The sequence below is a fragment of the Bradyrhizobium sp. Pa8 genome (genome assembly GCF_052588265.1).
Map to the genome: position 1 here is coordinate 292,916 of NZ_CP176768.1, position 22,280 is coordinate 315,195.

Genomic DNA, 22,280 nt, shown 5'->3' on the forward strand with positions numbered 1-22,280 from the left:
CTTGAAGACAGATCCTATCCTTGCGGTCAACGATCGGAGTGAGCACTACCCTCGTACCCACCACCACACCTTAGGCAATCTCAAGGAGGAGACAAGATGTCGATCACGATGACTCATAGCGCCAAGTCTGCCGCTGAGGACCGTACTCAGCCGTTAGGGAATTTCAAACTTGCAGCAGGAGTCACTCTGGCGGTGCTAGCGCTGATGGTATTCTGGCGCATCTTTCAGCAGGTCTATGCTTGGAGTGCCGGCCTGGATTCGACTGAGCCCGCGTTCGATGCCGCCTGGATGACGTTGCTGAAGGTTGAGCTTAGCGTCATCCCTTTGCTCTGGGTGGTGACCTGGGCGTATCTATGGTTCACGCGAGACCGCAATCTTGGCGCGCTCAAACCGCGGGAAGAGCTCCGGCGCTACTTCAATCTGGTCCTGTTCATCTTCGTCTATGCCTTTTGCGTCTGGTTCGCTACCAGCTTCTTTGCCGAGCAGGACGCCTCATGGCATCAGGTTGTGGTCCGGGATACAAGCTTCACGCCGAGTCACATCGTGCTGTTCTACGGCACCATGCCACTCTACGTGCTGTTTGGCGTGGGATCATTTCTGTACGCGATGACGAGGCTGCCGAAGTTCGCAACGCAGATCTCAATTCCATTCGTGCTCGCGGTTGTAGGTCCGTTTCTAATATTGCCGAACTTGGGCTACAACGAGTGGGGCCATGCCTTCTTCCTGATGGAAGAGGTGTTCTCCTATCCCTTGCACTGGGGTTTTGTCGTGATGGGCTGGAGTGTGCTGGCCTTGGGTGGGCTCCTGATCCAGATCGCGATGCACATGCTTGAAGTGATCGGGCGGCTTTCTCAAGAGGACGAAGTTTCGGTCGCCACCCAGCGCTGAAACCGCTTATGAACCATTAATCGCTGAAAGCCCGGCATGTGCAAAGCATGCCGTCTTGTAATCATGTCGGGCGTCGGTTTCCAGGAAGGTCGATCTCAACTCGGTAAAAGAATTAGGAGGAAGCCATGCAAGGAGGAACGTCTGTGAGACTGTATGGGCTCGAATGGCCTAAAGAATCAGCAAGAATCTCAAGAGTGTTTGACCTTCTCGTCGCCGCCATCCTTTTTCTGGCCGTCTCCGGCGCATTCCACCTGCATTACATGCTGACCGCAGGGGACTGGGATATGTGGATCGATTGGAAAGACAGACAGTGGTGGGTCACCCTGACTCCAATTATGGCCATAACATTCCCTGCAGCTTTGCAGTATGTGTTTTGGACGAAATTTAGACTTCCAATCGCCGCTACATTTGCGGTCGTTTGTCTCCTGTTCGGTCAGTGGATAAATCGATACTTCGGTTTCCACCTGTGGTCGTACTTTCCGATGAGCGAGGTCATTCCAGCGCTGCTGATACCTGGCGCACTAGTCCTCGATGTCGCTCTTTTGCTGACCGGGAATTTTTTGTTCACGGCGATGTCCGGCGCCTTTGCATTCGCACTGCTTTTCTACCCGACTAACTGGTTTTGGCTGGCGCCATATCGGCTACCCGTAGAAGTGATGGGGCAGCTTGTTTCCGTGGGCGATTACATCAGCTATGCCTTCACCCGCACTGCCCTGCCTGAGTATATCCGGCTGATAGAGCGGGGCACGCTTCGAACTTTTGGTGGCCACTCAGCCATTATCGCGTCCTTTTTCTCGGCGTTCGTATCCATACTGATGTATTTGGCGTGGTGGCATATCGGAATGCTCCTCGCTCGCGTGGTAACGACGCCAAACACCCTGAAAAACTTCATGGGGCTCACCGATAAGGATGAGCCAGCTGAGACAGCCCAAAAAGCCATGGACGGTACCAGCCTGCAAGGGCGCTTCGTCGCAGCCGAATGATCCTGCTGGGACTGTGGAGGACTCCAAATGAGAACATTCTGTTTCCGCAAAAGCTCATGCGTGCGTGTAGTCCTATCGGCAGCGGCGGCGATCATGCAGATCGGAATACTGACCTTCGTCCCAGATGCTGCTCTGGCGCATGGTGAGCGCAATCAGGAGCCGTTTCTGCGGATGCGAACGGCTCATTTTTACGATGTGAAGTGGAGCACGAACGAAATTCCCGTGAACGGTGAAATCGTTGTCACCGGCAAGTTCCGACTCTTCCCGATCTGGCCAGTCAACCTACCCCTTCCCGAAGCGGCCTTTCTGGGAAACGGGACGCCGGGCCCGGTGCTAGCCCGAACCGAGAGCTACATTAATGGCGTCCCAGCAATTCAGTCCACCAAACTGGAGTTGAACCGGGACTATGAATTCAAAACAGTGCTCAAAGGACGAGTGCCAGGCCACCATCACGTCCATCCGATGATCAACGTGATGGGAGCCGGGCCGCTGCTCGGACCGGGAAACTGGCTGACGGTGACGGGGAACGAAAGCGACTTCAAGCTTTCAATCAAAACTCTCAGTGGCGAGACTATCGACAATCTCGAAACCTGGGGCCTTGGCAGGGTGTTCTTCTGGCATGGCTTGTGGGTTGCGATCGCCATCGTGTGGCTTGTCTGGTGGTTGCGCCGGCCGCTCCTGCTGCCTCGTTTTCGCGCGTTGACGGAAAAAGGCGGCGATCGATCTCAGCTCGTTACCAGCACCGATCGCCTATTCGGGGCCGGTTTGCTCGTGGCGACGATTCTCATCGTATTCTTCGGCTTTCAGGCGACCGACATCGCTTATCCAAGGACCGTGCCGCTGCAGGGGTCCCGCGCAACCGTCGAGCCCCTACCGGAAGTGCCTGAGCAGGTCAAAGTTGTGGTCAACAAGTCAAACTATGACGTCCCTGGCCGCTCGCTTCGTATGAACGTGACACTGACGAACAATGGGAGCTCGTCAGCACAGCTTGGCGAGTTCTTAACTTCCAATCAGCGCTTCATCAACCATGAGGTTAGCCAGGCGATGGCGACGGTGGATCCGAATTACCCCAAGGAATTGCTTCCTCCGAATGGGCTTAAGGTGAGCGACAGCCGACCGCTCAAGCCGGGTGAAACGAAGACAGTCGATATCGAAGCGGCCGACGCGGCATGGGAGACGGAGCGCTTGAGTAGCCTGATCAACGATCCGGACAACACGTTGGGAGGACTGTTGTTCTTCTATGACGAGCACGGCAAGCGGACAATCTCAAACGTCAGCGGCCCCATGGTCCCTGTATTCACCGATCCCGACAACCGCACGGCTGAGACTCCGAAAGGAGGTGCGGGTTGAACATCGTAAAAGCCGCAGTGCTTGGAATTCCACCTTTGCTCCTCATCCTAGACTGCGGTGGGGCGCGGCCAGCGATTGCACACGGGGGAGTATCGATGGAGAAAGACGTGTGCAAGCTTCGCGCCGGGCCCTATATGATGCATTTTACCGGATACCAGCCGGCCAAGCAGGGGAATCAGGAATTTTGCGAGGACATTCCGGAAATCGGCCGCACGGTCATCGTCTTGGATGCCGTCGGCGATGTGCTACGTGATCTGCCCATCGAGGTGCGGTTGTTGCGAGACGCCGGCAACGACGTAGACGGCGAGGCTGTCCTTCGAATCCCGCCAAAAAAATATCCGACAGGCTCACTATCGTTTCAGTACACGTTCCCCGAATCCGGGCGCTTTGTGGGCCTCGTGACAGTCGGCGACGGACCGAAATACGTATCGAGCTTTCCGTTTTCGGTTGGTTACGGCAACGGGATTTGGGTCCGATATAGGGACAGTTTCGCAATCGTTCTAGGAACGCTGGCAGCCGGGGCCGCCCTGTTTTGGTACTCCACGTTGCGCAAGGAAAGCTAGGCTAGCATTTTGCCGGCCGCTGTCCGGCAATAAGGGTCACACTCATGTCTCACGAAAAACACGGAAACAAGAGCGATTGCATCCGAGTAGCGACGGGGCGGCCATCACTTGATCATGCTGGCACGCCAAACTTGACTGCCGGCACCGGCAGGGCGCGAACTAGGCTGATTCAAGGGACGGTAAAAGAACTCTCGCCCGCAAGCAGGCGTCTGGTATCAGCGCTTGGCATCACGTTGCTGTGCGTTGGCCTCGTGTGCCTGCCCACGGCTGCCTCTGCACATGCCGCTCTCGTGAAGTCAGATCCCGCGAGCCGGGCAGTGTTAGCTCATTCGCCGCAGCAGATCGAACTGTGCTTCAACGAACGCATAGAGCTCAAGTTTTCGAAAGTGGAGCTCAAGAACGCCAACGGTCAGTCGCTAACGCTCGGAGATTTGAAAGCAGGCAATGATCCGAAGTGCATGGTAACGGCAGTATCTGACATGAGACCGGGCAGCTATTCGGTTCATTACCGCGTGCTCTCGCAAGACGGGCATGTGGTGGACTACGGCTATCAGTTCACCGTCGAGGAACGTTAGGCATGCGGAATGACGGTATTGTTTCCAGCTCTGTGCAAGGCCATCGCTGACATTGCGCTTGCATGGGTCATAGGCGGAGTACTCTTTCTGTTGCTGGCAGGACCGTCTTCCGATCCGTTCCTTGCCGCTTGGCAAAGACGAGTGCAGGTGAGCTTTCTCTGGGCAGCCGGCATTCACCTCTTCGCTACCGCTGGGTTATTTATCGCTCAGGTCGCGATTGTGACAGATATGGCACTACTGGAGATAGTAGCGGCTGGCCAGACGCTGGAAAGCTTCGGATTTGACACACATCACGGTCGGGTCACGCTTGCAAGGTTAGCGCTCTCTCTTCTTTGGCTGCTGCCCACAGCGATCCTAATTCGCGGCTGGTCGAGGGAGCAGCAACGTTCAGCTTCAACCGTGACAGCCGGGACAGCAGCACTGATCGCGCTGATTGGCCCACTTGCTGGACACGCCGCCGGGGAAGACGACAGCCGTTGGCTCGTTCCGACCTATCAACTTCACGTGCTCGCGGTTTCTGCTTGGCTTGGAGCCTTACCGGCTTGGATCTGGCTGGTGGCTTCGGTCGCTGTCACCCCCACGGAGACTCGGCGCGTCTATGTCGCAGCGACGCTGCGACGTTTCTCCCAACTAGCAATCGGTTTCGTGGTCGTCGTCGTCGCATCAGGTTTGGTGCTCGCGTTTAGCTCCGCTAGTTCGGCTGGCGAGTGGCTTGGCACGACCTACGGTCAACTAATTATAACGAAGCTTGCTCTACTTGCATGCATCCTGTTGGTGGCCAATCGGATTCGCACGCGCTTCCTACCCGTCATGGAAACCGTAGGAGCAAAACCCGCGGCTTTTCTTGCAGGAGCTGGATGGGCAGCAACTGAATTCTTTTGCGGTGTTCTGATCGTCGGCTGCGCAGCCGCGCTCTCTTCAGTCATACCAGCACGACATGATCAGCCCATCTGGTGGCTGCCGTTTCGCTTTTCGATCGAAGCCACGTGGCCGGCGTGGCCGACGCCCGTTATCGCGGCGGGCGCCTTCTCACTAGCACTATTGTCACTCTTCTGGGGCCTGCTCGTTTGTTTGAGAAAGCCGCAAAAGGTAAAAGCAGTCGCGGCAGGCGCCGCCGCCGTTATTTCGGTCGCAGGCGGTCTGTCGCAGATATCCGTGCAAGCCTATCCCGATACTTACCGCCGCCCGTCGGTTGCCTATTCGACGATATCAATAACCAATGGAAAGCGTCTATTTGCCCAGAATTGTGCGGATTGCCACGGCAGCGGAGGGCTTGGCGATGGTCCGGCGGCATCGACCCTTCCCAAGCCGCCCGCGAATTTGAGCGAACCGCATACTGCGCTGCACACGGCCGGCGACATGTTTTGGTGGCTTAGCCATGGAATTCCAAAAAGCGGCATGCCCGGATTTGCTGATGTATTGGACGAACAGGCCCGCTGGGATGTGATCAACTTCCTGCGGACGTTTTCAGAGGGATTTCAGGCGCGCCTCCTGTCGCCTGAAATCGTACCCGATCATCCGTGGCTGGGGGCTCCAAATTTTTTCTTAGAGGACGAAAATGGGGCGGAGAGGGAGCTGAAGGACTTCCGTGAGCAAAGCAATGTGCTGCTCGTGTTTCCCGAAAAGTCCGACGCAATGCGCGTTAAACAGCTACGCCTTGAGCAGAAAAGATTCCGGAAAGAACGATTGTGGGCGATTATCGTGTCGCCGGACGCAAAGCTGGCGGCGGGCGTCCCGAATGTCCGGCATGGAGCACAAGAGGTTAGAGAAAGTTACGATCTGCTCTCCCGGAGCACTACAAATCGTGGAGATCCCAAGCGTTTGGAAATGGGAAGACATTCCATGGAATTCCTAATCGACAGGTTCGGATACATCCGTGCGCGCTGGTTGCAGGAGGAGGACGAATGTGGTTGGGAAAATTCCGACGAGCTGATCTCGCGGGTCCGAGTTCTCAATAGAGAGTCCAAAATTCTCCCGCCACCCGCTCAACATGTGCACTGAATTAGTGGAAATCTTTCAGGGCTCGCAAACCAAGGAGGAAAGCATGCAAATATCATCCCGTCCCAACCGGTTTGGCGATCGATTCGAACAGTTCATTTGGTGCATGATTCTTGTGGCTGGCGCTCTGGTCGCGGCTCCAGCCCACGCACAACACCATGAGCCGGGCATGCACCATATGCACGGGTCTGACGGTGCGCCTGTTGCGAGATCGGGAAATACCGGCGAGCTGCCCGCATTGAAGATCCTCCTGCCGCAATCGGGTAATACCATCGGCGAGCGTGTTGCTTTCGTTTTCCAAGCCGACGATAACATAGCGGAAATGGCCATGAGCTCTGCCAATCCGAGCGTTCATCTGCATGTTGCGATGGACGAAACCGAGCTCATGCCAATGGCAGACCAGCTGATCCAGCTTGGTGATGGCCGCTATCTTTATGTTTTCGATCTCCCTGCCAAGCCTGGTCGGCACACAATAAGACTCTATTGGGCGGATCCGCAGCATCACACAATCTCCGAGACGGTACAGACCCTCAACGTGGTTGTGAAGGAATCAAAATGAGCAAACCGTCAATCATTGGGGGCTTAGGTGTGAGCCATTATCAGGAAAGTCATGCGAATGTGACCTGCTCCCGCCAAATGAGGCCAGTCTGAACTGGAATTTTCCAATTAAGATCCCACCGGGACGAGGAGAGTTCCATGAAGGCATCGAAGTTTTCGGAAGCGCAGATCGCGTTCGTTTTGAAGCAGGCGGAAGATGGGGCGGCGGTGGCGGAGGTCTGCCGCAAGGCCGGGATCAGTCAGGCGACGTATTTCAATTGGAAGAAGAAGTATGCGGGGCTGATGCCCTCCGAGATGAAGCGACTGCGCCAGCTTGAGGAGGAGAATGCCAAGCTGAAGCGGATTGTCGCCGACCTGTCCTTGGACAAGGCCATGCTGCAGGACGTGCTCTCAAAAAAGCTCTGAGGCCTGGCCGCAAGCGGGAGCTTGTCGACAAGGTGCGGAGTGACTGGAAGGTGTCGATCAGGCGGGCCTGTTCGACCCTTCGTATCGATCGCGCACTTTACGTCTACAAGTCGAAGCGCGGTGACCAGGCCGCCCTCAAAAATCGGATCAAGGACATCTGCGAGACGCGGGTGAGATACGGCTACCGCCGCGTCCATGTCCTGCTGCAACGTGACGGTTGGGCAGTCAACGTCAAACGTGTCTATCGCCTTTACAGGGAGTTGCGCCTGCAATTGCGCAACAAAACGCCGAAGCGTCGTGTGAAGGCCAAGCTACGCGAGGATAGGATGGAAGCAGGTCAAATCAATGAGACCTGGGCGATGGACTTCGTTCATGACCAGCTCGCCACCGGTCGCAAGATTCGTGTGCTTACCATTGTCGATATCTTCAGTCGCTTCTCTCCAGCCGTCGATCCGCGCTTCAGCTATCGAGGCGAGGATGTCGTGCTGACTTTGGAACGCGTGTGCAAAACCGTCGGCTACCCCAAGACCATTCGCGTCGACCAGGGGTCGGAGTTCGTCTCCCGCGATCTCGACATCTGGGCTTACCAGAAGAATGTCGTTCTCGACTTCTCCAGGCCGGGCAAGCCGACGGACAACAGCTTCATCGAATCCTTCAACGGCAAGTTCAGAAACGAATGCCTGAACACGCACTGGTTCCTCGGTCTTGACGACGCTCGGCAGAAAATGGAGGATTGGCGTAGAGACTACAACGAAGTCCGCCCACACAGCGCGATTGGCAACAAGGCGCCGATATCGCTGTTGAATGGCTCATCGGCGCCCCCGCCGGCATGAGCCGAACCCGGAAAATTCCAGCTCCAGCTGGCCTAGTTTTGGGGAGCGTTTCAAATGGCCAAAGGATTCTTCCCATGCCTGGATGATCTTTGGGGCTCAGGCCACGGCGATAGTGACCGTATCTGCTTTGCTAAGATTGTCGCGCGCCGTGGTCATCAATCGTGAGATTGTTCTCGCGGATGGAACTTTTTGCAGTTGTTGATTGGTCGCCTTTTCGGCCCGTCGTCGCCGTGTCGTCCGCTCACTGACTACACGCAATGAGCCTTGGAAGCCTTGTCCTTGCAAACGACGCCAGAGCTCTGCGCCATTACGGCAGCCCTCGCTCCATTGCGCATCCAGAAAGGGCAAGTGGGCATCGAGCGTGCTTTGCCGTGTCCGGAAGACATCCGTACTCTCGCCGCGACTGACTTGGCGAACGAGTTTACGGCTTTGTCCTGTTCGACGGACGATCTCCTTGAGTGGCACTGCGTCTCTGACGAGCGCCATGATGGCGGCATTCGTCTGCTTGCGCCGGAGATAACCTTCATACTGCAGCCTTTCTGCGCAAGTGAGCAGTTTTGGATTGATCGTCGTCGCACCGATTGCGACGCGGATCACCCGCATGGAACGGCGTACTGCGTTGAGGAAGGCCGCGCTTGCGTTCTCCATCAGGTGCCAACGGTCGGCGACCTGGACGGCGTCAGGCAGCGCCTTTGCCACGGCCTCACCGTAGCCGCCGCCACGGTCGCGCGATACGACCCTGTTCTCCGGATGGTCGGTAAGCCAAGCCCGCACCGTTGCAATCTCGCGATCTGGAAGCAGGGTTACGATCCGCCGCCTCTCCAGATCGCACACGATTGTTCCGTAGCGATGGTTCTTGCGAAAAGCCCAGTCGTCAATGCCGGCGACGATCAGAGGCTCCGTTCGCGGGCGGGTTCGTCGCCTAACAACCCGTAGCAGAGTATCGTTGCTCACCGGCAGCATCAGTCGCTTGGCGAAGCTCGCTGCCGGCCTGCCGCCGAGTGCCAGCCCAAGATGGTGGACGATGCATTCCAGCCGTGCCGTCCGGCGCGACCGGGTCGGCAGAACGTCGTCCCCGAACCGTTCAGCGAAAATCCGCCGCCGACAATGAGGTACCTCGCAACGAACCGTCGCGTGATCACGCGGAGGCGTACTTGCTTGCCTGCACATGGCAAATCCGCGACTTGTCTCTCATATCGGCTATGGATTCGGCGCGATCTAGTCCCGCACAACGGGCACTCGACCATGCCGCCTTCGGATCGGACGGATAAAAAAATCGAGTCAGATGAATCACTTACGCTCTCGACAACCAACCTACTCGGCACAAGCGACGAAATTCGAATGCCGGCTCGCATGGCGCTGATTCCCCCTTGGAGAATCGCAAGCTCGGCAGAAAAATCATCAGATGTGAGTCAGCCCCAATATTGCAGGCCGAATGACACGCCAGAGATCAGCTATGATGCTGAAGCTCCTCCGTTGCCAGCGCCGCCGGTGGCTCTCGACTACAGACCACGACTGCTTCACGTTCCGCCGCTCTGGAAGCCTGCGTCATCGGCGACGATCTTGAAATGAATGCCGAGCCTGGGCTCGAGGACGCAACCATGCTGCACGGCGAGTTCGCGCTCGCCTCAAGCTGGCGCTTGTCGTTCATGCAGTCGCCCCTCCGAGGGCTCCCTTTTGGCTGCCCGACAGCGCTCTTCTCGTGCCCAGAGCTCAACCTCTGGCTGGCTGCTCGATGAACATGGCATCGAGCCCGCATGTGACCGTGTTTGGCAAATTGGCGCGCGAGGGCGGCACGCACCTTCGCAAGAGCGGGCGCACACGCTTCTCGGGTTCTTTCGCACTAAGATATCCCTATGCTGTGGCCTTCCACCCAGGTTGCCGCGCAGGAACGGGCACCGCTTTGTCGGATAATGCATGACGTGCCAGCGCGACATCGACGATGCGATTGGCTAGCGCCGGAAAGCCCAAGCCCGCCGCGCGGGCGGCGAGCACATACGAAGCGCCCTGCCCGAGCGCGGCCATGGAATTGATTTCCAGCACAAACGGCTGTCCGGCGCGGTCCACGCGGATATCAACGCGGGCATAATCGCGGCAGAAGCACGCGCGGAACGTCGCGACTGAAATGTCGCGTAGCCGCTTTGCGAGATCCTCGTCCACGAGGGCCGGACATATTTTCTCGGGTTCGGCCGCAGCGCGATGCGCCTTGTCCTCCCAGGTGATCAGGCGAATGGGCCGGTCGGCGAAATCATGCTCTACCAACGGCAGGGTCTCGATCCCTTCGTTGCCGAGCAATGCGACGCAGATTTCGCGGCCGTCGATGTACTCTTCGACCAGCGCGTCCTGATCGTATTGCGCAACGATCGCGTCCACGGAAGGCTTCAGCAGAGCCGGCTCGTGCACGAGCTGCAGACCAAAGCTCGTCGATTCGTGACGCGGCTTCACCACCACCGGAAACTGCAGCTCGCGGATCACCTCGGTGCCGTCCCGCATGACTTGGAAATTCGGCGTCGGGACGCCGGCAGCACGGATGAGCTCCTTGGTGATCACCTTGTCCAGGGCGAGCGCGTGGCCGAGCGGGCTCGACCCGGTGTACGGAACGCCTCCCATCTCAAGCATGGCCGGAACATGCGTGTAGCGGCACTCTCCCTGAATTCCGTAAGCCATGTTAAATACGATGCCTGACGGCCGCCCCTGGCGATCCGGCGGCATGAACCGCTCCAGCGTGGCGAGCAGGGTTTTGTCACCTTCGCAAAGGAGGGTTTCATGCCCTCCGTCGCGCAGGGCCGCCATCACGCTTTCGACGGCGTTGCGCCCGTATTTCTCGGGACATACCTGTCCGAACCGGTTGATCACTCCCAAACAATCGCTGTTCCAAACGACAGCTATGCGCATGTCAGACTCCAATTGATATTCCAAGTCATCACTTGCTCCGACCACCGCGGGGCGGCATCCGCTTCTCAACCAGGGGTCCTCGAACGAACGGGTTCATGCCTTCGAACAAGCGAACGTCAAGATACCTGTTGATCAGCAGAATGCTGCCGGCAAGCGCCAGCACCATTTCGGGGAATCGGAGAAAGAAGTTGAACGTGCCCGGCAGCTTGATCAAGCTCACGATCAGGACGGCCGCGATCACCGCCATCAGCATCCGCCAGAGGGCCTCTGCCAAACCGTCCTGGTCGAGCACCTTAGCGAAGCTCTCGCAGGTCAGGCACAGCGCGATGACAGGAAACAGGGAAATCTCACGCAGCCATGCGATATTCCACCAACTTCCGATGATCAAGGGGACGAACAGACACGCCGCGGCGAGACTCAACAGCACGCCGAGGCGCGAGTAGTTGTGATTGGTCGTGAGCAGCCGGCGAAGCGCGACCATGACCACAAGCACCACTAGAACGAACGCGAGGCTGATCGGGATACCCAGGATATCGAACCCCATCGCCAGAAGGATGGGGCGAAAGAAGCTGAGGACCCTCACGCCGAGCGTTAGCCGGAAAACCGCGACGATCACGGCGCCCAGCGCTACCAGCAGCACATTTTCGGCCGCGGCGTGAAAATGTGCAGGCACGTCGGCAAGCGAGAAAAAGCCTGTCGTCACGGCGGCGGTCGGGAAGACCGGAATCTTGGCGAGCGCGATCCCGACCGGAAGCGCGAACAAGAAGACCAAGAGCCAATCGGTCGTAGCTATCGCGCCCGTCGACTCGGGCGGGGTGGTCGATTTTTCGATCACTGGAACGTTCCCGCCGTTCCGTCACGCCGGGGGTCGGCCGCCCCCGTCACGCCGCCGTCCGGGGAGAACTGCAGCGCGTGCACGGCCGCCATGGCGTAGCTGTGGCGTGACCGGATGACGGGTTCGCGTCCGCTCGCCAGGAGGCTACTCAGCAAGGCGTCGTCCGCGGCCGGCCGCTCGATCCAGACCTTGCCGCCCACGAGCCCGTGCACGCGCGGCGCATCGACGGCCGAAACGATGTCACGGCCGTGATCGATGACTTCGCTCGTGACCTGGAGAATGGCCGAGATTATGCGGCGGCTGCCGGCCGCGCCCAATGCAAGCAATGGCGTTGCGGCGGGGCCGCCCAACACCAGCGTCGGCGCAATGTTCGAGCGGGGCCGGCACCGCGGCGCGAGCGCATGAGCATGCGGTGTGCGCGGACAGGTGCAGAGATAATTGTTGTAGACAAAGCCGAGCGTGCGGTGGGCGACCTTCGCGCCGAATACCGATTGGATCGACTGAGTCAGGCTGACGATCATGCCGTGCCGGTCGCACACCACCAGATGGGTTGTATCACCGGGCTCTTCGGCGCAATCGGCCGTGAAGGCGAGCTTTCGCGAGCCAGCAATCGCGGCCGCAACCCGCCTTGCATGATCCTGACTCAGCGGGTCGCGCAAAGTTAGCGCGGGCTGCTGCGAGCTCATGTGCTCGCGTTCGCGGAACGCGGCCGACACGGCAAGGGCGAGCGCCTTGCGCCATCCGCTTTCCGATCTCGCAAAGCCGTGCTCCGCGAGCTCTTTCAACAGGTTGAATGCCATGAGGAGCTGCGGGCCGCCGTTCGGCGCCGGAGCACTGACAATCCGGCAGCCGGCGTACTCGACCGATAGCGGATCTGTCTCGACCGGCGGAGCGCAGGCTGAGAGGTCGGCCGCAGTGATGAGCCCGCCGCACGTCGCCATGTCCGTCGTGATCCGGCGGGCAATGGAGCCCTGGTAGAAATCCTCGATGCCGCGACGCACGAGCTCGCGGAGCGTGACCGCCAATGCGGGCTGGCGGAACGTCGAGCCGACGGGCGGCGGCCGGCCGTCCGCCAGGAACAACTCCGCCGCCGCGCCGGCGCGCAGACATTGGGCCACCCATCGGCACTGCCGATGCTGCAGCTGCGTGATGGGATAGCCATCTTCCGCGATCCCGATCGCCGGCGCCAACACCTGGGCGCGACTGAGCACGCCATATTGGCGCTGCGCCCAGTCGAGAGTGGCGGGAGCCGACGGAACCGTGCAGGCGCGATGACCGCGGCGCTGCTGGACCGCCGTGATCGTCTCGAGCGATGCCGCCGCGGGTGCGCGCGACTGTCCGTCGATGATCCGGATTGATCCGTCGGTACGGCGCACGAGCATTGACGTCTGTCCACCCAGCCCGGACGCGCTCGGTTCGCAGACGGACAACGCCCACGCGGCGGCGACCGCCGCGTCCATGGCGTTGCCGCCCGCACGCAATGTGGCAAGCCCGGCTTGGGTGGCGAGCGGAAAGGCCGTCACCACCGCTGCCAGGCTTGCCGGCTTGCGTCCCTCCGCGGGCGCAACGCCGTTGCGCTCTCGATCTGCGATAAGCATCGCGAGCGCTCCGGGTCAGGCTTCCGGCAAATTGTCGAGCCAGTAAGCGTCCTCAACATACGGCCGGGAGAAGATCTTGCCGATCTTGTCCGGATATTTGTTCTGGTGGTAGCGCATGTACACGCGGCCATCTTCGCCGAGGTCGAGAATTTCGATCTTCCCGGTATAATGCGACATGATGTACTTGAACGTTTTCTGGATCCCGCTCAGCCGCTGATTGGCCCCTTTGGCGATCTCGATGCCGCGGGCGAGCGGCACCTGAAAGTGCGACGCACCTTTCACTGGTCGCCCCTGGAACAGATAGTACGGCTGCACGCCGATCTCATGGCACTTGGCGAAGGTGTCGGCAATGATAGCGGGGTCGTCATTCACGTCCGCGAGCAGCACCGTCTGATTGAGGAGCTGGACGCCATGCGCGCGCAGCCCGCGGATGCAATGCTCAGCTTCGGACGAGATTTCGCCTATGTGATCGAAGTGGGCGACGATGATCGGCGTCGTGCCCGCCTCGTGCATGCGCCGGAACAGAGCAGCGAGGGTCGGATCCTCCAGCCGCTTGGGAGAGAAGGCCACCGTCTTGGTCCCGAAGCGGATGGAGGTCACATGCGGAATCGGCAGCAGGTGGTCGACGATCATTTCGAGCTTGGTGGTGCTTAGAATGAACGGATCGCCGCCCGAGAGCAACACATTGTTCATCTCTGGATGGGCACCGATGTAGCGAGCCACTTCAGCGAAATCCGGGGCGATCTCGTCGGAATCCCTGCCGACAATACGCTTGCGGAAGCAGTAACGGCAATATGATGCACAGCGATCGGTGACGAGCAGCAGTCCTGTCTGCGGGTATTTGTGTTGCAAGCCGGGCACAACGGTGTTGTCGCGCTCGCCGCTCGTGTCAAGGCTTCCGGGACTTTCGAGCTCCTTGAGCGAAGGCTCGACTATGTGTTTCAGCTGCTCGTAGTATCGGCTCTTTTGAATGTGCTCGCGATAGAACTTCGTGACGTGATATTGCGTGATGTCATTCGCCTGCAACTCTTCTTCTGGGACGAAGCGCGCACCTTCGATGAAGTTCACGAGCGAAGCATCGGAGGGAACCTTCTTTTCTGACTGCACCCGTGCCTCGGATACAAGACCCTCCCGCACTGACTCAAGCATCAAGATACTCCCATCCTCTTATTAGACGGAGTCTAAGCGTTAGCCCCCGGCGCAGTGGATACTGCGATCACGTCGAGTGTCACTCGACGTTGTAGTAATGTCGGAGAATCGCGTTTATTCCCCGACATCCGACAATTCGTGACAAGCAATTGGCATGCCAATGGTGCGGTCCTGCAGAAATGGTTTAGTTTACGCGTTTCAAAGCCATCTTCGTACCGCAGGAGATGTTGTAGTCTCATCATTGTGTCGTGTCACGATTGGGTCATGAGATTGGGGGGATGCCCCCATTGATGGGTCATTTCACCCGCGACTTGCGGCTGCGAAATTGCATAAGGTTGAGCGCGAGAGCGAGGCACTCAAGCGGCTCTTGATGTGCCGCGACGCACGAGCTATCGCCGAATTTTGGTGACGGCCGGGCCGGTCAGGCGGCGGCGGTTGCGGGCTGACGGTCGATCTGTTTGGCGATGACCTCGCCCCCGTCGTTGAATGTCACACCGAGAACGAGTTGTGGCAACTGGTTGTGACCATCGAGACGGCGCCAGCTTTTCTGGCCTCCTTCGACCAGTTTGAAGACCATCGCGAGGGCTGTCCTGTTCGACAGGCAGCCCTTTGAGCGGATCGTGCGGTGGGGCACGGTAGCGAAGTTGCTTTCGATGGGCTTGGTAACCGGTACGAGAGTTTCTCGGTGCCGATGTTCCGCTGCGATATTTCAAGATCGTAGCGTATGGTGCGACCATCGGGACATAGGCACCAGAAGTACGAAGGTGCGGGCAGGCCGATGCATACGATGAGCCGCGAACTCGAGTTAGTAACTGGCCGCAGGCAATGAACCGCCCCGGGATTGCCGGAGGCTCCAACTCTTGAGAAGGTGGAGCCATGACAAGCAAGACGACGAACAAGTTTTCCCCCGAGGTCCGGGCCCGCGCGGTTCGGATGGTTCTGGATCACGCCAGCGAGCATCCCGCGCGCTGGGCGGCGGTGACCTCGATTGCGGCCAAGATCGGGTGCACGCCGCAGACGCTGCATGACTGGGTCAAGAAGGCCGAGGTCGACAGTGGGCAGCGGGCCGGCGTTCCGACCGACATGGCCGAGAAGCTGAAGGCCCTGGAACGGGAGAACCGCGAGCTTCGGCAGGCCAATGAGATCCTGCGCAAGGCAAGCGCCTATTTTGCGACGGCGGAGCTCGACCGCCGGTCCAAGCCATGATCGCCTTCATCGACGATCATCGTGGGGCGCATGGGGTCGAGCCGATCTGCAAGGTGTTGCCGATCGCCCCCTCGACCTACCATGCCCATGTGGCCAAACGGCGCGATCCCGCCAAGCTGTCGGCGCGCGCAAGGTCTGGCGGCAGCTCAAGCGCGAAGGCTTCGATGTTGCCCGTTGCACAGTGTCGCGCCTGATGCTGGACATGGGTCTGCAAGGGGTGATCCGCGGCAAATCCGTCAAGACCACGATCAGCGATAAAGCCGCGCCATGCCCGCTGGATCACGTCAACCGCCAGTTCAAGGCGCCGAGGCCGAACGTCCTCTGGCTCTCCGACTTCACCTATTCGCGACCGGGAGCGGCTTCGCCTTGGGAGCAAAGAGTATCGCGGAGAAGCACTGCACCGCACCTACCTGGATTGGTGGCAGCCGAATCCAGCCATTGGTCTATGCTGGTCCTTCAGGACTTGCAGATTTACCTTCAGGACTTGCAGATTTAGGAGAGATTAGGAGAGACGAGAATGGCTAAACGCGCACGCATTCGCTACGTCAACAAGACGGACAGAAAAAACCCTAACGAAAGAATCACACATGTTGGGGGAGCTAACCCCGACGGGACGCCGTGGAAGCGATCCATCGATCAGGCTATCAAAGATATCGAGAGCGACGAATGGGAGTTCTATGTCGAAGAAAACGGCCGCAGGGTTGATGTGGTGTGGGCCACGCACGATGGGCACAAGTACATCAAGACGGCGGCGGACGACATTCAACCCAACAATCTTCTTCTGCTCGCTAACTGTCCGTGATCTTCAGTAACAGAGGCATCTACAGCGAGCTATGTTTGACTTTGGGTGACGAGCCCGATCAGGCGGCGTAGTTCGGGCATAGAGGTGACCTCGATGCCGTCAGTGAATCTGACACCTGCGATGACCCTCGGCGGGTGATTTGCGCCGTTGAGCCGACGTCAAGTCTTCGATGCGGCACCGATCAATTTGAAGACCATCAGTCTAGCGGTGTTCGGTGAGAGCGCTCCCTTGCTATGCACCGTTCGGTGCCGTGCACCGTGGCGAATACGCTTTCGATCGGGTTCGAGGTGCGCAAATGACCCCAATACTCGCCGGGAAGTCTAAGAACGACAGCAGCGCGTCACGGATCCTTCCGCCGGCACGCTGAGCGAGATCATCGCTGCCCGATGATCGTCGAGGGCCAGGTCCATGGCGGCCTTGCCCAGGGCATCGGGCAGGCCCTGCTCGAGCATGCGGTCTATGACTCGAACGGCCAGCCGGTGACGGCCTCCTTCATGGATTACACCATGCCGCGCGCCGATGACCTGCCGTCGTTCAAGCTCAGCCACACCACGCCGCTGTGCCCGGGCAATCCGCTCGGCATCAAGGGCTGCGGCGAGGCCGGCGCGATCGGCGCCTCGGCGGCCGTGATCAACGCGATCACGGATGCGATCGGCAAGAACAACCTGGAAATGCCCGCGACCCCGGACCGGGTGTGGCGCACGATCCACTCGGCTTAAAGAGGGAGCAACGAAGATGTACCAGACCACTTATCATCGCGCCTCGTCGGTCGACGAAGCGGCGAGCCTGTTCGCCAAGGGCAAGGAGTCGAAGTATCTCGCCGGCGGCCACACGCTGCTGCCGGTCATGAAGCAACGGCTCGCAAGCCCCTCCGACGTCATCGACCTAGCCAAGATCAAGAAATTGATCGGTATCGAGGTCTCTGGCGACACCGTGACGGTGAAGGCCGCAACCCCGCATTACGATGTCGCGAGCAGCGATGCCGTGAAGAAGGCGATCCCCGCGCTTAGCCATCTGGCGTCCCTGATCGGCGATCCCGCCGTGCGTCATCTCGACAAACACGTTGTCCCGCCAGGCTCCCTTGCCGTCCATGCTGATCGCAATGCCGTTGTCGGCGAGCGCGCCGGTAAAAGCCTGTCCGGTGAACTGCGAGCCCTGATCCGTGTTGAAGACGTCCGGCTTGCCGTGACGAGCCAGGGCATCCTGAAGCGTCTCGACACAGAACGCCGCCTCCATGGTGATCGATACGCGCCACGACAGCACGCGGCGGCTGAACCAGTCGAGCACAACCGCCAAATAGACGAAGCCGCGCGCCATCGGGATGTAGGTGATGTCCATCGCCCACACCTGGTTCGGCCGCGTGATCTCCATCCCGCGCAGCAGGTACGGGTAGATCTTGTGGCCCGGCTCGGGCTTTGTCGTCCGTGGACGGCGATAGAGCGCTTCTATCCCCATCCGCCGCATCAGCGTCTTCACATGCCGACGGCCGATCTTGCACCCCTCGGCAGCCAGCAGCCCTCGCAACATGCGAGAGCCGGCAAAAGGGAACTCCAGATGCAGCCGGTCGAGGCGCTGCATGATCGCAAGGTCGGCGTCCGGCACCGGCCGCGGCAGGTAGTACACGCTGCCGCGGCTGATGTTCAAAGCCTCCGCCTGCCTGGTGATCGGCAGCTCGTGCTCACGGTCGATCATCGCTTTGCGCTCAGCAATCCCGCCTTGGTGAGCGCTCCTTCTAAAAAATCGTTCTCCAGCGTCAGTTCGCCGATCTTGGCGTGCAGCGACTTCACGTCGACGGCTGCTTGCTCCGCTCCAGAGCCGCCGCCAGGACCGAACGCATCGGCGGCCTTGCTTTCAAGCTGAGCCTTCCACGTCGTGATCTGATTGGGGTGGACGTCGAACTGCTCGGCAAGCTGAGCCAACGTTCGATCGCCCTTCACGGCGGCGAGCGCCACCTTCGCCTTGAAGGCGGGTGTGTGGTTCCGGCGCGTTCTTCTGCTCATTGTCGCTCCTGATTTGCAGGCACAGCGTGCCCGCTGTCAGGCAGAAACTCCACTTATCGCCCTGTGCAGAATTCCGGGGCCGGCTCTGTTATCCCGACGACGCGGACCTGATCAAGCGGTTCGTGGCAGCAGTCCGAGGGGACGGAAGGGTTCCCGAAAGGACCATCGACAACAATGCAGGGGTTCTTAGGGGGGTTGCTCGTTGGCTCCGAGCAGCGAACAGGGGGCCGATGGCTTCTCGGCTTTTAAGCGATTCAGGCTCACTGGCCGATGACATCCTGGACTACAGGGCAGGCGGTGGAGACCCCAATGATGTTCTCAAGTCGGCACAGTCTCATCTCCGGAGGCTCGGGCCTGGAGGCGAGCTAGAAGCAGTCGGCGCCGGGCCTCGCCTGATGGGACGCCGTACAACGAATCCTTATCCCGACGACGCCGCCATCATCGACGCCGCGGCCAACGAAGCCCTGGACAAGCTTGGATCCGACTCGACTTACCAAGAGAGGCAACGTGTCTCGATCAGAGCTAGCCAGCAACGTGTGTTTAGTGATTGGCTCCAAAGGGAGAAAAGAGGGAGCATAGTGAGCCGAATCAACGGCAGTGATCAGCAGCAACGGTCGTTGATAGCAGATCACAAGGACTACAAGGACCTCAAAGCAGGAGTGATAGTGAGTCTCGCTAACCTTCGGCAGTACCTAGGCGCCGGGCCCCACTCGCGCCTTACGCCCTATCCCGACGACGCCGCCATCATCGAAGGCCTGCTCAAGGAAGCCCTGCGCAACCTTGGACCCGACGTGACTTTCCAACAGAGACAGGGTGTCAGGACTACGGCTAGCCACCAACGCAGGTTTAGTGATTGGCTCCGAACGAGGGGTAGGGGGAGCATAGTGAGCCGCATCAACGGCAATGATACCCAGAAGTGGTCGTTGAAAATAGATCTCAAGGACTTCATCGAAGCCATAGGAGGAAATAAAGTCCGCAGCGTGAACCTCAAGAAGCTTGGACAGTACCTACAAGTCGTTGAGGCGAACAAAGCGCTGGGTGTGACCTCCCCCGAGCAGGCGGGTTGGGGGCAGGGTTCGGCTGGATCGAGCTCAACGTGGTCGCCGCGAGTGCCGTCCGACTTTGACCTGAGTGAGTGGCCAACGCCGGAAGGCCCGTCAGGACAGCCGGCTGGCAGGAAACTGCCGGGTCACCCTCCGCGTTTTCGTTGCCGTCGACGCAGTCGGATCTCAATCTCCCCGAGCAGCCAACGTTGTCTTCACGGGCTCCGTCGTCAGACACCTTCGATAGTCTTGAGCCTCTGGTTGAGTTCTCATCCGCTTCGGACGAGGCGCGTGAGGATGTTCAGTCCGCGACGATACCTCGCCCTGTCGGACCGCCATTCTTCGTTGGGCCATCTGGTGCGCCTCACGAGTTGCAGGAGATCGGATATCTCGTCGGCGACGGCTGGCGGCACGGCTCCCAGCCAGTCTTGGACTTACTGATCGACGTGCTGGACAACCAGGGGATCTTGCCGACCCGGGTCAGCGGACCAAGGCAAGTCTCTATCCACGGTGAGACCTACTCGGTCATATTGGGGCCGAGAGGGCGCCGGGATGCTCAGTTCGTCCATCATCCTGGGCCATCTTCGGCTTCCGGCGCTCAGACTGGCGTCTTGGACCCGACCGCCTCGTCCCGCGACCGCAGCGGTCGCGTGCTCGGCGACGGAGACTGGCTGGGCGACGAGCACATCCAGAGGGATTACGAGCTCCTGATGGCGGAGTTGCAGGGAAATAATCCGAATCTCGCCGCCCGGACTCGGCTCGTAGATCCACTCACAGCCCACTATCATCTGCGCTTGGGTGGCGATAACGACATGCTCCGCGCACTTCAGCGTACCGTTTGTGATGGGTATGGTAACGATACAGCCGACTTCCTGTTCCTGCCAGTGAACGATGCCAGCGCTACGGATCTTGATCGCCGCGGTACCCACTGGTCGCTGCTGCTGGTCGATCGACGCGACCGGGAAAGACCGGTCGCCTATCACTACGACTCCGGCCGGGGACGTAACAACGGGTTTGCCGCAATGCTTGCACAGCGGCTAGGCGCCGGCCTGCAGCTAGCCCACATGGCCCCGCAACGGAACGGCTATGATTGCGGTGTCTTTGTCCTGGACGGCACGCGGGCGCTGGTCAGACGATTGGCAGGAAGACGGCAGCCAGACTTCCAGAATCTTGGCAACCTCGTCGCCAGTCGGCGGGCATTGCAAGAACGGCTGAGAGGCTGATTGTGAACCGGGCCTTTAATTGGTCGTTCGTGAAGAACGTTTCTGAGCGGTTTTTTACGCAAGGTGTGGTTGCGAGAGGCGGCGACAGAGTATCCATAGCAAGACGCGTAAAAGTTCCGCGAACCAGTGGCGGAGCAGGCTGAAGTTGTAGCCGGCGGCGGCGAGAACGGCATTGATGCGGTCGCCGTCGCGGCCCTTGAGATGGTTGCGGCGCATTCGGTGGTCGTCCTTGAGATGGCCGATCACAGGCTCGACGGCGGCCCGACGCTGCATCTCGCGACGGATCGCTTTGGTGACGCCGCGAACCTGGCCGCTGATCCAGACCTTGAACCGGTCGGGATAGTTGTGGCCGCGGTAGCCCTTGTCGCCGTGGATGCGGCGCGCTGCAACACCTGTGAGCTTTTCGAGGTCGGCGATGACGGGACCGAGCGTGTGGCCGCCATAGGGATTGCCGTGCAGGGCTTTGGCATGCAGCACGAACTGCCCGCCTTTGGGCGCGGTGGCGGGCGTGGCAATCGAGACTTTGCAGCCAAACTCGTAGGGTGCCCTGGCCTTGCCTGCGTCGTAGGGCCGACGATAGGACAAAACCGTGAGCCTGTAACCGCTGATCACCATCCGTGGAACGCACACGACACCGCGGAAGGCCGGTCGCACAGGCCCACCGCAACTGCTCCAGCGCGTGGTCTGGAAGCCGACTTCGGCAGGAATGCCCACCTTGCGCCGCCGATCGCAATCCTCGGTCCATTCCTTCGGAAGATAGAGGCGGTAGGCGACAGGCAGGCTGGCGTGGTGGTTGGCAATCGATAGCGACACCGCCACCTGGCAATTATCCTGCTTGCCGAGTTGCCCGCAATATTGCCGTGCACTCCAACCGGATGTCGCCCCTGCTTGGGAAATCCGGTGTCGTCGATGATCCAGGCTTCGATTGGACCCTGGCGTTCAATCGCCGGCAGGACCATGTCGCGCACCTTGCCCAGCACCTTCTCATCCGACCAGGCGCCGCTGCCGACGAAATGCAGCAGCGATTGATGCTGGGCGGCCGTCCGTTCCGGAGCCGTCACCGCCGCCATCGGCTCCACACTCTGAAAATCTACCAGGACCCGATCAGTCCTGGCGGATCCAGGCCGATGGACCGACCAGAACCCTGGCTAAATGCCGTTTCAGAGAGAATGGTCTCGTCGTCTTGAGCCCCGCCTGCGGCGCGGCAATCAGGATGGAAGTGGAGCGTCAGTCAGGATGAGAGCTTCGCCGGGCTCGGCAAACGAGCCGCGTCATGCAGTCGGGCTTGAATCTGGATACCGATACGTTGGTGTGAGAGCGAGAGAGAGAATGCTAATGCGTTGTGATTAACCACCTTGACACGAACCATCCCATGT

The 22,280-nt window shown here is 59.6% G+C and carries 15 protein-coding genes, 8 pseudogenes and 1 other annotated feature; of the genes and pseudogenes, 13 read left to right on the plus strand and 10 right to left on the minus strand.

What is annotated here, in order from left to right; genetic code table 11:
* Positions 1 to 96: 96 nt before the first annotated feature.
* From amoC to ACKWRH_RS46630, 8 genes are all read left to right on the plus strand, one after another.
* Positions 97 to 888 (plus strand): bacterial ammonia monooxygenase, subunit AmoC, encoded by a 792-nt coding sequence (gene amoC, locus ACKWRH_RS46595; RefSeq protein ID WP_445222720.1) that lies wholly within the window; start codon positions 97 to 99, stop codon positions 886 to 888.
* 125 nt (positions 889 to 1,013) lie between these two features.
* Positions 1,014 to 1,871: a bacterial ammonia monooxygenase, subunit AmoA gene (gene amoA, locus ACKWRH_RS46600; protein ID WP_445222721.1), complete on the plus strand. Its 858-nt coding sequence runs from the start codon at positions 1,014 to 1,016 to the stop codon at positions 1,869 to 1,871.
* Positions 1,872 to 1,898: 27 nt separating this feature from the next.
* Positions 1,899 to 3,221 (plus strand): bacterial ammonia monooxygenase, subunit AmoB, encoded by a 1,323-nt coding sequence (gene amoB, locus ACKWRH_RS46605; RefSeq protein WP_445222722.1) that lies wholly within the window; start codon positions 1,899 to 1,901, stop codon positions 3,219 to 3,221.
* Between the two features lie 95 nt (positions 3,222 to 3,316).
* Positions 3,317 to 3,784: a hypothetical protein gene (locus tag ACKWRH_RS46610; protein WP_445222723.1), complete on the plus strand. Its 468-nt coding sequence runs from the start codon at positions 3,317 to 3,319 to the stop codon at positions 3,782 to 3,784.
* A gap of 44 nt (positions 3,785 to 3,828) precedes the next feature.
* Positions 3,829 to 4,359: a copper resistance CopC family protein gene (locus ACKWRH_RS46615; RefSeq protein WP_445222724.1), complete on the plus strand. Its 531-nt coding sequence runs from the start codon at positions 3,829 to 3,831 to the stop codon at positions 4,357 to 4,359.
* A gap of 9 nt (positions 4,360 to 4,368) precedes the next feature.
* A complete protein-coding gene (locus tag ACKWRH_RS46620) occupies positions 4,369 to 6,360 on the plus strand; it encodes a c-type cytochrome (RefSeq protein ID WP_445222725.1) in 1,992 nt (663 codons plus the stop codon).
* 43 nt (positions 6,361 to 6,403) lie between these two features.
* Positions 6,404 to 6,916 carry a hypothetical protein gene (locus ACKWRH_RS46625; RefSeq protein WP_445222726.1) on the plus strand — a complete coding sequence of 171 codons (513 nt, stop codon included), beginning with the start codon at positions 6,404 to 6,406 and terminating at the stop codon, positions 6,914 to 6,916.
* A gap of 137 nt (positions 6,917 to 7,053) precedes the next feature.
* A protein-coding gene (locus ACKWRH_RS46630) for an IS3 family transposase (protein ID WP_439372663.1) occupies positions 7,054 to 8,153 on the plus strand; the annotation gives its coding sequence in 2 pieces (ribosomal slippage) (positions 7,054 to 7,306 and positions 7,306 to 8,153; 1,101 coding nt in all).
* 105 nt (positions 8,154 to 8,258) lie between these two features.
* Here ACKWRH_RS46630 and ACKWRH_RS46635 read toward each other — a convergent pair.
* The 6 genes and pseudogenes from ACKWRH_RS46635 to ACKWRH_RS46660 form a co-directional block, all read right to left on the minus strand.
* Positions 8,259 to 9,508: pseudogene (locus ACKWRH_RS46635) on the minus strand (ISL3 family transposase); the annotation flags it as partial.
* Between the two features lie 499 nt (positions 9,509 to 10,007).
* The gene (locus tag ACKWRH_RS46640) at positions 10,008 to 11,048 is read right to left on the minus strand and encodes a D-alanine--D-alanine ligase family protein (RefSeq protein ID WP_445222727.1); all 1,041 of its coding nucleotides are present in this window, start codon (positions 11,046 to 11,048) and stop codon (positions 10,008 to 10,010) included.
* A 28-nt stretch (positions 11,049 to 11,076) separates the two neighbouring features.
* Positions 11,077 to 11,883, minus strand: a complete 807-nt coding sequence (locus ACKWRH_RS46645; RefSeq protein WP_445222728.1) for a 7TM domain-containing protein — start codon at positions 11,881 to 11,883, stop codon at positions 11,077 to 11,079.
* Positions 11,880 to 13,406, minus strand: a complete 1,527-nt coding sequence (locus ACKWRH_RS46650; protein WP_445222729.1) for a gamma-glutamyltransferase family protein — start codon at positions 13,404 to 13,406, stop codon at positions 11,880 to 11,882. The genes ACKWRH_RS46645 and ACKWRH_RS46650 overlap by 4 nt, the downstream gene beginning before the upstream one ends.
* A 90-nt stretch (positions 13,407 to 13,496) precedes the next feature.
* Positions 13,497 to 14,630: a KamA family radical SAM protein gene (locus tag ACKWRH_RS46655; protein ID WP_445222730.1), complete on the minus strand. Its 1,134-nt coding sequence runs from the start codon at positions 14,628 to 14,630 to the stop codon at positions 13,497 to 13,499.
* Positions 14,631 to 15,051: 421 nt separating this feature from the next.
* Positions 15,052 to 15,294: pseudogene (locus tag ACKWRH_RS46660) on the minus strand (IS256 family transposase); the annotation flags it as partial.
* Between the two features lie 212 nt (positions 15,295 to 15,506).
* Here ACKWRH_RS46660 and ACKWRH_RS46665 point away from each other — a divergent pair.
* Both ACKWRH_RS46665 and ACKWRH_RS46670 read left to right on the plus strand, forming a co-directional pair.
* Positions 15,507 to 16,179, plus strand: a pseudogene (locus tag ACKWRH_RS46665) (IS3 family transposase); the annotation flags it as partial.
* Positions 15,791 to 15,907, plus strand: a sequence feature (AL1L pseudoknot). Its footprint overlaps the pseudogene before it by 117 nt.
* A gap of 174 nt (positions 16,180 to 16,353) precedes the next feature.
* Entirely contained in the window at positions 16,354 to 16,638 is a 285-nt protein-coding gene (locus tag ACKWRH_RS46670) for a DUF3892 domain-containing protein (protein ID WP_445222731.1), read from the plus strand.
* Between the two features lie 29 nt (positions 16,639 to 16,667).
* Here the strand turns inward: ACKWRH_RS46670 and ACKWRH_RS46675 are convergent.
* Positions 16,668 to 16,983: pseudogene (locus tag ACKWRH_RS46675) on the minus strand (IS256 family transposase); the annotation flags it as partial.
* A gap of 38 nt (positions 16,984 to 17,021) precedes the next feature.
* Between ACKWRH_RS46675 and ACKWRH_RS46680 the strand changes: the two are divergent.
* Together ACKWRH_RS46680 and ACKWRH_RS46685 are read left to right on the plus strand one after the other, a co-directional pair.
* Positions 17,022 to 17,357: pseudogene (locus ACKWRH_RS46680) on the plus strand (molybdopterin cofactor-binding domain-containing protein); the annotation flags it as partial.
* A gap of 16 nt (positions 17,358 to 17,373) precedes the next feature.
* A pseudogene (locus tag ACKWRH_RS46685) lies at positions 17,374 to 17,628 on the plus strand (FAD binding domain-containing protein); the annotation flags it as partial.
* A gap of 60 nt (positions 17,629 to 17,688) precedes the next feature.
* Here ACKWRH_RS46685 and ACKWRH_RS46690 read toward each other — a convergent pair.
* A pseudogene (locus ACKWRH_RS46690) lies at positions 17,689 to 18,638 on the minus strand (IS3 family transposase); the annotation flags it as partial.
* 1,654 nt (positions 18,639 to 20,292) lie between these two features.
* On the opposite strand from ACKWRH_RS46690, the gene ACKWRH_RS46695 reads away from it, so the two are divergent.
* A complete protein-coding gene (locus ACKWRH_RS46695) occupies positions 20,293 to 20,904 on the plus strand; it encodes a hypothetical protein (protein WP_445222732.1) in 612 nt (203 codons plus the stop codon).
* A 54-nt stretch (positions 20,905 to 20,958) separates the two neighbouring features.
* Here the strand turns inward: ACKWRH_RS46695 and ACKWRH_RS46700 are convergent, their stop codons facing one another.
* Together ACKWRH_RS46700 and ACKWRH_RS46705 are read right to left on the minus strand one after the other, a co-directional pair.
* Positions 20,959 to 21,558: a transposase gene (locus ACKWRH_RS46700; RefSeq protein ID WP_445222733.1), complete on the minus strand. Its 600-nt coding sequence runs from the start codon at positions 21,556 to 21,558 to the stop codon at positions 20,959 to 20,961.
* Between the two features lie 27 nt (positions 21,559 to 21,585).
* Positions 21,586 to 21,989 (minus strand): annotated as a pseudogene (locus ACKWRH_RS46705) (transposase); the annotation flags it as partial.
* Positions 21,990 to 22,280 lie beyond the last annotated feature (291 nt).

Coding starts and splice junctions, on each gene's coding strand:
- amoC (WP_445222720.1), top strand. CDS start 97: ATGTCGATCACGATGACTCATAGCGCCAAGTCTGCCGCTGAGGACCGT.
- amoA (WP_445222721.1), top strand. CDS start 1,014: ATGCAAGGAGGAACGTCTGTGAGACTGTATGGGCTCGAATGGCCTAAA.
- amoB (WP_445222722.1), top strand. CDS start 1,899: ATGAGAACATTCTGTTTCCGCAAAAGCTCATGCGTGCGTGTAGTCCTA.
- ACKWRH_RS46610 (WP_445222723.1), top strand. CDS start 3,317: ATGGAGAAAGACGTGTGCAAGCTTCGCGCCGGGCCCTATATGATGCAT.
- ACKWRH_RS46615 (WP_445222724.1), top strand. CDS start 3,829: ATGTCTCACGAAAAACACGGAAACAAGAGCGATTGCATCCGAGTAGCG.
- ACKWRH_RS46620 (WP_445222725.1), top strand. CDS start 4,369: ATGACGGTATTGTTTCCAGCTCTGTGCAAGGCCATCGCTGACATTGCG.
- ACKWRH_RS46625 (WP_445222726.1), top strand. CDS start 6,404: ATGCAAATATCATCCCGTCCCAACCGGTTTGGCGATCGATTCGAACAG.
- ACKWRH_RS46640 (WP_445222727.1), bottom strand. CDS start 11,048: ATGCGCATAGCTGTCGTTTGGAACAGCGATTGTTTGGGAGTGATCAAC.
- ACKWRH_RS46655 (WP_445222730.1), bottom strand. CDS start 14,630: ATGCTTGAGTCAGTGCGGGAGGGTCTTGTATCCGAGGCACGGGTGCAG.
- ACKWRH_RS46670 (WP_445222731.1), top strand. CDS start 16,354: ATGGCTAAACGCGCACGCATTCGCTACGTCAACAAGACGGACAGAAAA.